This window comes from Pseudoroseomonas cervicalis ATCC 49957 (genome assembly GCF_000164635.1).
GTDB lineage: Bacteria > Pseudomonadota > Alphaproteobacteria > Acetobacterales > Acetobacteraceae > Pseudoroseomonas > Pseudoroseomonas cervicalis.
In genome coordinates this window covers 860548-870926 of the sequence record NZ_GG770778.1, presented here as the reverse complement: position 1 = coordinate 870926, position 10379 = coordinate 860548, and the positions used below count along the sequence as shown (strand labels likewise).

Sequence of the window (10379 nt, the reverse complement as noted above, 5' to 3'; positions counted from 1 at the left end):
CGGCGGCGCGCCGGCCAGCGGCGGCGGCGGCGGGGCGCGGCCGTGAACCTCTCCGCCCCCTTCATCGCCCGCCCCGTCGCCACCACGCTGCTGGCGGTGGCGGTGCTGCTGTGGGGCGCCTTCGGCTATCTGCGGCTGCCGGTCTCCGCCCTGCCGGAGGTGGATTTCCCGACCATCGAGGTCTCGACCCAGCTGCCCGGCGCCTCGCCGGAGACGGTGGCGCTGCTGGTCACCGCCTCGCTGGAGCGGCAATTCGCGCAGATCTCGGGCCTGGCCAGCATGAGCTCGGTGAGCGGCCCCGGCACCTCGCGCGTCACGCTGCAGTTCAACCTGGACAAGAGCCTGGACGCGGCGGCGCAGGATGTGCAGGCGGCGCTCGACGCGGCGCGCGGCACCCTGCCCTCCACCCTGCCCTATCCGCCGGTCTATTCGAAGGTGAACCCGGCCGACCCGCCGATCATCACCTTCGCCCTCACCTCGGACAACCTGCCGATCACCCGGCTCAGCGATGTCGCCGACACGCTGCTGGCGCAGCGCCTGGCGCAGGCGGGCGGCGTCGGCCGCGTCACCGTGCAGGGCAATATGCGCCCGGCGGTGCGGCTGCGGCTCGATGCCGGGCGGCTCGCCGCCTATGGCATCGGGCTGGAGGCGGTGCGCACCGCCATCGCCAGCGCCAACCAGAACTCGCCGAAAGGCTCGCTGGACGGTCCGTTGCAGGCCTCCAGCATCGAGGCGAACGACCAGATCACCGCCCCCGCCGCCTTCGGCGATATCATCCTGGCCTGGCGCAATGGCGCGCCGGTGCGGCTGCGCGATGTGGGCCAGGCGGTGGACGGGCTGGAGAACACCCGCAACGGCGCCTGGTTCAATGGCCGCCCCGCCGTGCTGATCGACGTGCAGCGCCAGCCCGGCGCCAACATCGTGCAGACCGTGGCGCAGATCCGCGGCATGCTGCCGCAGCTGGAGGGCGCGCTGCCGCCCGGGGCGAAGCTGACCGTGGTGAGCGACCGCACCGCCACCATCCGCGCCAGCGTGCACGAGGTGCAGTTCACGCTGGTCCTCAGCATCGCGCTGGTGGTGGCGGTGATCTACCTGTTCCTCGGCAGCGGGCGGGCGACCCTGGTGCCGGCGGTGTCGCTGCCGCTCTCCATCATCGGCACCTTCGGCGTGATGTCGGCGATGGGCTATTCGCTCGACAACCTCTCGCTGATGGCGCTGGTGGTGGCGACCGGCTTTGTCGTCGACGACGCCATCGTCATGATCGAGAACATCGTCCGGCTGATGGAGCGCGGCAAGAGGCCGCTGGAAGCCGCCTATGAGGGCGCGCAGCAGATCGCCTTCACCATCGTCTCGCTCAGCCTGTCGCTGATCGCCGTCTTCATCCCGCTGCTGTTCATGGAGGGCGTGGTCGGCCGGCTGTTCCGCGAATTCGCCGAGACGCTGACGGCCGCCGTGCTGGTCTCGCTCGTCGTCTCGCTGACGCTGACGCCGATGATGTGCGCCCTGCTGCTGCGCCCGCATGGCGAGCACCGCCCCAACGCGCTGATCCGCTGGACCGAGGCCGGCTTCGAGCGCATGCGCCAGGGCTATGGCCGCGCCCTGGCCGTGGCGCTGCGGCACGAGACCATCACCCTGCTGATCGCCACCGCCTCGGTCGCGCTGACCGCCTGGCTCTATGTGGTGATGCCCAAGGGCTTCCTGCCGGTGCAGGATACCGGGCTGATCCGCATCACCGCCGAGGGGCCGCAGGACGCCTCCTTCGCCCGCGTCTCGGCCCTGCTGCAACAGGCGACCGAGGTGATCCGCCAGGACCCGGCGGTGGAGTCGGTCAGCACCGTCGCCGGCGCCGGCACGGTGAACGCGACGCAGAATGCCGGGCGGCTGACCGTGGCGCTGAAGCCGCGCGAGACGCGCGAGGACGTGCAGGCGGTCATCGCGCGCCTGCAGCCGCGGCTCGACGCCATCGCCGGGCTGGCCACCTGGCCGCAGGCGGTGCAGGACATCCAGATCAGCGCGCGCGTCGCCACCACGCAGTACCAGTACACGCTGTTCGACACCGATGCCGCCACCCTCTCCGCCTTCGCGCCGCGCATGCTGGCGGCGATGCAGCGCATCCCCGGCCTCACCGACATCGCCACCGACCAGCGCGAGGACGGGCTGCAATTGCGGGTGGAGGTGGACCGCGACCGCGCGGCGCAGCTCGGCGTCACCATGCAGGCGGTGGACAACGCGCTCTACAACGCCTTCGGCCAGCGGCAGATCTCCACCATCTACGGCCAGACCAACCAGTACCGCGTGGTGCTGGAGCTGGACGGGGTGACGGCGCCGGACCCGGCGCTGCTGGCCAATCTGCGCGTCACGGCGAGCGGCAGCACCACCGGCGGCGGCGGGTTGGCCGGCGACGCCACCACCACGACGACCACCAATGCCGAGATCCCTCTGGGCTCCATCGCCAGCATCAGCCGCGGCCGCGCGCCGCTGCTGGTGACGCGGGAGAACCAGTTCCCCGCCGTCACCTTCAGCTTCAACCTGGCCCCCGGCATGGCGCTGGGCGACGCGGTCACCGCCATCCGCGCGGCGGAGGCCGAGCTCGGCATGCCCGAGACCACGGCCGGCCGCTTCGCCGGCGACGCGGCGGAGTTCAACCGCTCGCTGGAGGGCCAGGTCTGGCTGATCCTGGCCGCGATCGTCGTCATCTACATCGTGCTGGGCGTGCTCTATGAGAGCCTGTTCCACCCGGTCACCATCCTCTCCACCCTGCCCTCGGCCGGCATCGGCGCGCTGCTGGCGCTGGAGCTGTGGGGGCTGGACCTGTCGGTGGTCGGGCTGATCGGCATCATCCTGCTGATGGGCATCGTCAAGAAGAACGCCATCATGATGATCGACTTCGCCCTCGAGGCGCAGCGCGACCGCGGCATGGCCCCCCATGAGGCGATCGTCGAGGCCTGCATGCTGCGCTTCCGGCCGATCATGATGACCACCGCCGCCGCGCTGCTCGGCGCCCTGCCGCTGGTGCTGCAAAGCGGCACGGGGTCGGAGCTGCGCCTGCCGCTCGGCGTCTCGATCGTCGGCGGTCTGCTGCTCAGCCAGCTGGTGACGCTGTTCACCACGCCGGCGGTCTATCTGGCGCTGGAGCGGGTGCGGCTGGCCATCCTGCGCCGCTGGCGCCCGGTGCAGCCGGCGGAATAGGCGATGAACATCTCCGCCCCCTTCGTCCGGCGGCCGATCGCGACGCTGCTGCTGGCGCTCGGCCTGGCGCTGGCCGGGCTGGTGGCGCTGCGCGACCTGCCGGTCTCGGCCATGCCGCGGGTCGACCTGCCCACCATCTTCGTCAGCGTCAACCAGCCCGGCGCCAACCCGGAGACGCTGGCGGCGACGGTGATCGCCCCGCTGGAGCGGCAGATCGGCGCCATCGCCGGCATCACCGAGATGACCTCGAGCGCCGGCAGCGGCAGCGGCAACATCATCATCCAGTTCGACCTCTCCCGCACCCAGGAGAGCGCGGCGCGCGACGTGCAGGCGGCGGTGAACGCGGCGCGGCAGGATCTGCCCTCCGGCCTGCCCAACCCGCCCAGCGTGCGCAAGATCAACCCGGCCGACGCGCCGGTGCTGATCCTGGCGATGACCGCCGACACCCTGCCGCGCGCCTCGCTCTACGACGTCGCCGACAGCATCGTGGCGCAGCGCCTGGCGCAGATCCAGGGCGTGGCGCAGGTGCAGGTGGCGGGCACCGCCAAGCCGGCCGTGCGCGTCTCGGTCGACCCGGCGGCGGCGGCGGCGGCGGGCGTCTCCTTCGACGACATCCGCACCGCCATCACGGCGGCCAATGTCACCCAGCCGGTCGGGCTGATCGATGGCGAGGAGCAGGCGGCCAGCATCGCGGTGAACGACCGGCTCGGCCGCGCGCCGCAATATGAATCCGTGGTGGTGCAGGCGCGCGATGGCGCGGTGCTGCGCCTCTCCCGCCTCGCCCGCATCAGCGAAGGCGCGGCGAGCAGCCGGCAGATGGCCTGGTTCGACCAGCGCGAGGCCACGCTGATGCTGGTCTTCAAGCAGGCCGACGCCAATGTCATCGACGTGGTGAACGGCGTGAAGGAGATGCTGCCGCAGCTGCAGCGCTGGGTGCCCGGCGGCGTGCGCATCGACGTGATGAGCGACCGCTCCGGCACCATCCGCGCCAGCGTCGAGGAGGTGGAGTTCACCCTGCTGCTGACCATCGCGCTGGTGATCGCGGTGGTGGCGGTGTTCCTGCGCCGGCTGGCGCCGGTGGTGGCGGCCAGCGTCACCGTGCCGCTCTCGCTGCTCGGCACGCTGTTCGTCATCTGGATGCTGGGCTACTCGCTCAACAATTTCTCGCTGATGGCGCTGACCATCTCGGTGGGCTTCGTCGTCGACGACGCCATCGTCATGCTGGAGAACATGTCGCGCATGCGCGCGAAGGGCATGGCGGTGATGCAGGCGGCGCTGGAGGGCGCGCGGCAGATCGGCTTCACCATCATCTCCATCACCGTCTCGCTGATCGCGGTGTTCGTGCCGCTGCTGGCGATGGGCGGGCTGGTCGGCCGCTTCTTCCGCGAATTCTCGGCGACGCTGGCCATCGCCGTCACCCTCTCCGCCGTGCTGTCGCTGACGTTGACGCCGATGCTGGCGGCGCGGCTGGAGCGCGAGGGGGAGGAACGCCCGCCCGGCCGCCTGGCGCGCGGCTTCGAGCGCGGCCTGGACGCCATCCTGGGCGCCTATCTGCGCAGCCTGCGCTTCGTGCTGCATTTCCGCCGCACCGCGCTGCTGGCCAGCCTCAGCCTGATCGGTGTCACCGTCTGGCTCTACATCATCGTGCCCAAGGGCTTCTTCCCGGAACAGGATACCGGGCTGCTGGCGGGCTCGGCCCGCGCCGCGCCGGACACCTCCTTCGCGCGGATGAGCGAGATCATGGAGCAGGCGACGCGCATCATCCTGCGCGACCCGGCGGTGGAGAGCGTCGGCGCGCAGATCGGCGGCGGCTTCGGCGGCGCCGGCAGCAACAGCGGCCAGTTCTACATCACGCTGACGCCGCGCGAGCAGCGCGGGTTGAGCGCCGCCCAGGTGATCGACCGGCTGCGCGCGCCGCTCTCGCGCATCGCCGGCGCCTCGGTCTTCCTGCGCGCGCAGCAGGACCTGTTCATCGGCGGCCGGCCCGGCGATTCGCAATACTCCTACGTTCTGCTGGGCAGCGACCTCGACTCGCTGCGCGAGGCCAGCAACCAGATGGTCGAGGCGCTGCGCGTCACGCCGGGCTTCTTCGACGTCTCCAGCGACCAGGAGCGCGGCGGGCTGGTCAACCGCGTGGTGGTGGACCGCGACCAGGCGGCCCGGCTCGGCATCTCGATGCAGGCGCTGGGGGCGGCGCTGAACAACGCCTTCGCGCAGCGCCAGGTCTCCACCATCTACGCCACCCGCAACCAGTACAATGTGGTGCTGGAGATCGACCCGGCCTTGCAGCAGGACGCGACGCAGCTGGCGCGCATCTTCCTGCCCGGCCGCAATGACGCGCAGGTCCCGCTCTCCGCCGTGGCGCGGATCGAGCGCGACATGTCGCCGCTGCGCGTCACCCACCGCAACCAGTTCCCGGCGGCGACGATCAGCTTCAACCTGCCGGTCGGCACCTCGCTCGGCGAGGCGCAGGCGCGGGTGCGCGAGGTCGAGCTGGGGCTGGACCTGCCGCCCGGCATCCGCTCGGAGTATGGCGGCAACGCCGCGGCCTTCCAGGCCTTCTCGCGCGACCAGCCGCTGCTGATCCTGGCGGCGATCCTGTCGATCTACATCGTGCTGGGCGTGCTGTATGAGAGCTACATCCACCCGCTGACCATCCTCTCGACCCTGCCCACGGCCGGCATCGGCGCGCTGCTGGCGCTGCTGGTCACCGGCCTGCCCTTCAGCGTCATCGCGCTGATCGGCGTCATCCTGCTGATGGGCATCGTCAAGAAGAACGCCATCATGATGGTGGATTTCGCGCTGGAGCACGCGCGCGAGGAAGGGGCGGATGCCGAGGCCTCGATTCTCGCCGCCTGCCGGGACCGGTTCCGCCCGATCCTGATGACCACGCTGGCGGCGCTGTTCGGCGCGGTGCCGCTGGCCTTCGGCACCGGCACGGGGGCGGAGATGCGCCAGCCGCTCGGCATCACCATCATCGGCGGCATGATCGTGTCGCAGCTGCTGACGCTCTACACCACGCCGGTCATCTACCTGGCGCTGGAGCGGCTGCGGCAGCGCCATGCCGCGCGGCGCGCGACCGTGCCCGCGCGGTGACAGGAAGCCGGAAAAGGCCACCGCGCCGCGCCGGGTCCGATTGCGCCGCCGCCGGGCTTTCGCCAGGATGCCGGCGATAAGCCATGGAGACAGGTGGATGAGCGGCGTTACCCTTTCCGGCGAGGCCATGGAGGCGCTGATGAAGGAGATGGTCCAGATCCTGGCGGATCTGCGCCACCACAATGCGCGCAGCGTGGAGATGCTGGAGCGGATCCACCAGGAGCTGGTGCTGCAGCGCAGCCGCGCCGCCGCCCCCCAGCCGGTGGCCGCCGCCTCCCAGGAGTGAGGCCCGGGGTCCGGCGCCCGGCCGGGTTCGCGGCGATTGCGCTGCGGCGCGGCCTGTGCGGAAATGGTGGCGAATGACCGCCGTGTCATCCGTCAACCTCCGACCGGGAACGGATCTCCCCCCATGGTCTCACGCCGAAGCTTCCTGGGTGCCAGCGCCGGCCTCGCCGCGCTGCCCCTCGCCCGCCCCGCCCTGGCGCAGGGCGCGGCCGCCAGCACGCTGCGCTTCATCCCGCAGGCCGATGTCACGACGCTGGACCCGCTGGCCACCACCTCCTACGCGGTGCGCAACCACGGCCATCTCTGCTGGGACACGCTGTACGGCCTCGACATCGAGTTCCGCCCGCAGCCGCAGCTGGCCGAGGGCCATGTGGTGGAGGATGACGGCAAGCGCTGGACCTTCACCCTGCGCGACGGCCCGACCTTCCATGATGGCGAGAAGATCCGTGCCAGCGATGCGGCGGCCTCGATCCAGCGCTGGATGGGCCGCGACACGCATGGCCAGACGCTGGCCGCGCGGCTCGACGAGATCCGCGTGCTGGACGACCGGCGCTTCGAGATCCGGCTGAAGCGCCCCTTCGGCGCCATGCTGGACGCGCTGGGCAAGTCCTCCTCCTATCCCTGCTTCATCTACCCGGAGCGCTTCGCCAAGGTCTCCTTCACCACCCCCTTCCGCGAGGTGGTGGGCAGCGGCCCCTACCGCTTCAAGGCGGATGAGTGGCAGTCGGGCGCGCAGGTGGTCTACCAGCGCTATGACCGCTACGTGCCGACGCCGGTCGGCACGCCGGGCGTCACCGCCGGGCCGAAGCTCGCCCTGTTCGAGCGGCTCGAGAAGAAGATCATCATGGATCCGGCGACCGCCGGCGCCGCGCTGCAGGCCGGCGAGATCGACTGGTGGGAGCGCGTGGCGCCCGATCTGCGGCCGCTGCTGCAGCGCCAGCGCAATGTCGTGGTCGACCGCATCGAGGGCAATGGCACGGTCGTCATGCTGCGGCCGAACCACCTGACCGAGCCGTTCAACGACCCGGCGGTGCGGCGCGCGATCTGGCCGGCGCTGAACCAGGCCGATTTCATGACCTCGATCATGGGCGACGACCGCAGCCGCTGGCAGGATGGCATCGGCTGCTTCCCCGCCTCCTCCTCCTTCGCCAGCGACGAGGGCATGGCGGCGATCACCAGCCCGCGCAGCCTGGATGCGGCCAAGCGCGCGCTGCAGGCCACCGGCAAGGCCGGCGCGCGGGCGGTGATGCTGCACCCGGCCGATCAGGTGAACAACTCCACCTTGACCAGCGTCGCCACCGACCTGCTGAAGAAGATCGGCTTCGCGGCGGAGGATGCGGTGTCCGACTGGGGCACCATGCTGCAGCGCCGCGCCCGCAAGGAGCCGCTGGAGCAGAATGGCTGGAGCGCCGTGGTCGTGCTGTTCGGCGGCGAGGACCTGGCCAATCCCGGCGGCCACCCGCTGCTGCGCGCCAATGGCCAGGATGCCTGGTTCGGCTGGCCCACCAGCCCGACGCTGGAGACGCTGCGCGACCAGTGGTTCGACGCGCCGACGCTGGACGAGCAGAAGGCGATCTGCCGCAAGATCCAGGCGCAGTTCTTCCAGGACGTGCCCTACTGGCCGCTCGGCCAGTATTTCGTCGACAGCGCCTATCGCCGCAACATCAAGATCGGCCGCCGCGGCATGTCGCTGGCGCTGAACGCCAGCCGCGAGGGCTGAGCCTCCGGGCGGGGGCCTCTGCCCCCGCCCGCACCGCCCCTGGCGGGGCGGACTGACAGCGCCGCCCGGGGCGGCTACTCTGCGCCTCCCCCGCGCCGCCCGCGGCGCCGCCAGCAGTGCAGAGAACCATGGACCCCGCCACCCTCGCCGCCCATGCGCAGCAGATCCTGCGCGACGCTACCATCCCCGAGCTGCCCAACCATTACGCGGGCAAGGTGCGGGACAATTACGACCTGCCGGATGGCCGCCGCATCATCATCGCCACCGACCGGCTCTCGGCCTTCGACCGCATCCTCTGCGCCGTGCCCTTCAAGGGCCAGGTGCTGACCCAGACGGCGCGGCACTGGTTCGAGCAGACGCGCGACATCTGCCCCAACCATGTGCTCGACTACCCCGACCCGAATGTCGTGATCGGCCGGCGCCTCGACATCCTGCCGGTGGAGATCGTGGTGCGCGGCTACCTGGCCGGCACCACCGGCACCTCGATCCTGACGCTGTACAAGGCCGGGCAGCGCGAGATGTACGGCACCCGCCTGCCCGACGGCATGCGCGACAACCAAAAGCTGCCGCAGGCGATCATCACGCCGACCAGCAAGGCCTTCGATGGCGGGCATGACGAGCCGCTGACCCCCGCCGAGATCCTGGAGCGCAAGCTGCTGACGCCGGCGCAATGGGAGCAGCTCAACCACTACGCGCTGGCGCTCTTCGCGCGCGGCCAGGCGATGGCGGCCGAGCGCGGGCTGATCCTGGCCGACACCAAGTATGAGTTCGGCACCGACGCGGAGGGCAAGATCGTCCTCGCCGACGAGATCCACACCCCCGACAGCAGCCGCTACTGGAAGGCGGCCAGCTTCCAGGCGCGCTTCGAGGCGGGCGAGAAGCCGGAGAGCTTCGACAAGGATTTCGTCCGCAGCTGGGTGGCGGCGCGCTGCGACCCCTATCGCGACCCGATCCCCGAGATCCCCGAAGACCTCATCCTGGCCACCGCCGCGGTCTATATCGAGGCCTTCGAGATGATCACCGGGCAGCGTTTCGAGCTGCCCCCGGCGCAGCCGGTGCTGGAGCGCATCCGCGCCAATCTCGCCCGCTTCTTCGGCTGAGGCGCCGCGCCGGGCGGGGCCGCGCGCCCCGTCCCGGCCGGGCGCGGAGCCCGGCCCTGGCAACCGCTCGCGGGATCGCGGCTTTTCAGCCTGCGGCCCGGCCGCATAATGGCCGGGCACCCCTGCCCCGAGACCGGCCCGGAAAGGAACATCATGCGGCCCGCCAGCGCAGCCCTGCTTGCCCTGCTCGCCACGCTGCCGGCCGCCGCCATGGTGGTGGTGGTGCCCCCGGCCCTGGCGCAACCCGCCGGCTGGGAATCGACCCCGGTCGATCCGCGCGCCATGCCGCTGCGCAGCCGCATCCTGCTGCAGGATGCGCTGGTCTGGTCCGGCCACTACAATGGCCTGCTGGATGGCGGCTGGGGCCCGGCCAGCGAGGAGGCGATGAACCGCTGGCGCGCCACGCGCGGCCTGCCGCCCGCCGCCAGCTACCCGGCGCGCGACCTGCTGGCGCTGTTCGTCCAGGGCGCCAGGCTGCGCGAGCAATGGGGCTGGCGCGAGGCGCGCGACCCGGCCACCGGCGCGGTCTATGGCTACCCCTCGGCCTTCCTGACGCCGCGCCCGGCCAGCGATGGCGAGGGGCTGGATTTCGACGGCACCCTCTCCGGCTTCGGCATGAGCATCCGCAAGTTCGGCGACATGCCGGGCGGCATGGGCGCGGTGTTCGACCGGGTGGCGCGCGAGGCCGGGGCGCAGCCCAGCTACCGGCTGGACCGCCCCGACCGCCAGGCGATGACCGTCGAGGGGCCGCGCGGCTCGGCCTATTTCCGCTTCGAGAAGGTCAATGGCGCCTGGGTCGGGCTGTCGGTGACGCTGCGCAACGCCGGGGAGCAGCACCGGCGCATCCAGTCGGTGGTGGCCAGCATCTTCTCCCCCACCGGGCGGCCCCCGGTGCCGGCGGGGGAGGCGACCGTGGTCGATGTGGTGGCGTCGGTCGCCAACCGCATGCGCCGGCCCGGCCCCGCCCCGGCCGCGCCGCCCGAATCGCC

6 protein-coding genes are annotated in these 10379 nt (G+C 71.5%); all 6 read left to right on the top strand.

The window, feature by feature from the left end; translation table 11 throughout:
• Window positions 1-42: 42 nt before the first annotated feature.
• Entirely contained in the window at window positions 43-3189 is a 3147-nt protein-coding gene (locus HMPREF0731_RS10970; protein WP_040612977.1) for an efflux RND transporter permease subunit, read from the top strand.
• A gap of 3 nt (window positions 3190-3192) precedes the next feature.
• Window positions 3193-6285 (top strand): efflux RND transporter permease subunit, encoded by a 3093-nt coding sequence (locus HMPREF0731_RS10965; protein WP_007004186.1) that lies wholly within the window; start codon window positions 3193-3195, stop codon window positions 6283-6285.
• 97 nt (window positions 6286-6382) lie between these two features.
• Window positions 6383-6571 carry a hypothetical protein gene (locus HMPREF0731_RS10960; protein WP_007004185.1) on the top strand — a complete coding sequence of 63 codons (189 nt, stop codon included), beginning with the start codon at window positions 6383-6385 and terminating at the stop codon, window positions 6569-6571.
• A 123-nt stretch (window positions 6572-6694) separates the two neighbouring features.
• Entirely contained in the window at window positions 6695-8290 is a 1596-nt protein-coding gene (locus tag HMPREF0731_RS10955) for an ABC transporter substrate-binding protein (protein WP_007004184.1), read from the top strand.
• 128 nt (window positions 8291-8418) lie between these two features.
• Entirely contained in the window at window positions 8419-9390 is a 972-nt protein-coding gene (locus HMPREF0731_RS10950) for a phosphoribosylaminoimidazolesuccinocarboxamide synthase (RefSeq protein WP_007004183.1), read from the top strand.
• Between the two features lie 153 nt (window positions 9391-9543).
• A partial coding sequence (locus tag HMPREF0731_RS25335; protein ID WP_040612676.1) for a hypothetical protein occupies window positions 9544-10379 on the top strand: 836 nt, incomplete at its 3' end.